Annotated in this window: 1 pseudogene; it reads left to right on the top strand. The window is 69.0% G+C overall.

Annotated features, from left to right (window positions below):
* Positions 1-476: pseudogene (locus tag ACDELDRAFT_RS23300) on the top strand (polyamine aminopropyltransferase); the annotation flags it as partial.
* Positions 477-715: the final 239 nt, after the last annotated feature.

The raw sequence follows: 715 nt of genomic DNA, 5'->3' as shown, positions 1-715 counted from the left end.
CGCGCGCGGCCGAGCGCCCGCAGGCCGGCGATACCTTTGACGTGATCGTGGTCGATTTCCCCGACCCCACCAATTTCTCCATCGGCAAGCTCTACACCAACAGCTTCTACGCCCTGCTGGAAAAGCGCCTGTCCGCCAGCGGCTACGCCGTGGTGCAGACCACCTCGCCGCTGGTGGCGCGGCAGAGCTTCTGGACGGTGGTGCAGACCATCGAATCGGTGGGCCTGCGCACCGCGCCCTACCACGCGCATGTGCCCAGCTTTGGCGAGTGGGGCTTCGTCATCGCCAGCCACCGCCCCTGGCGCTTGCCCGACGCCCTGCCGGGCGGGCTGCAGTTCCTGAGTGTCGGCTCGCTGCCACTGCTGTTCGACTTTCCGCTCGACATGGCGCGTGTGCCGGCCGAGGTGAACCGGCTGTCGAACCAGGCCCTGGTGCACGCCTACGAGCGCGAGTGGGGCAAGGTCGCCGCGCATTAGGATGGCCTCCAGCGCAGCGCTTGCCCGGGGTGCCGTGGCTGCCCGCTGCCACTTTCCTGGCGGCCCCCGCCTGCTGGATGCGCGTGTTCGCAGAAAGGAAACAGACCCATGCAACGCCGCCAATTTCTCGCCACCGCTGCCGCCAGCGCATTGGCGGCTGGCTGCCATGACGCGCCGCGCGCGCTGGAAGGCAGTTTCACCGGCATCGACATCGCGCGCGGCCATGCGCTGCGCGACCT

Origin of the sequence: Acidovorax delafieldii 2AN (genome assembly GCF_000175235.1) — a bacterium.
GTDB lineage: Bacteria > Pseudomonadota > Gammaproteobacteria > Burkholderiales > Burkholderiaceae_C > Acidovorax > Acidovorax delafieldii_B.
This window is presented reverse-complemented; position numbering and strand designations above follow the sequence as displayed.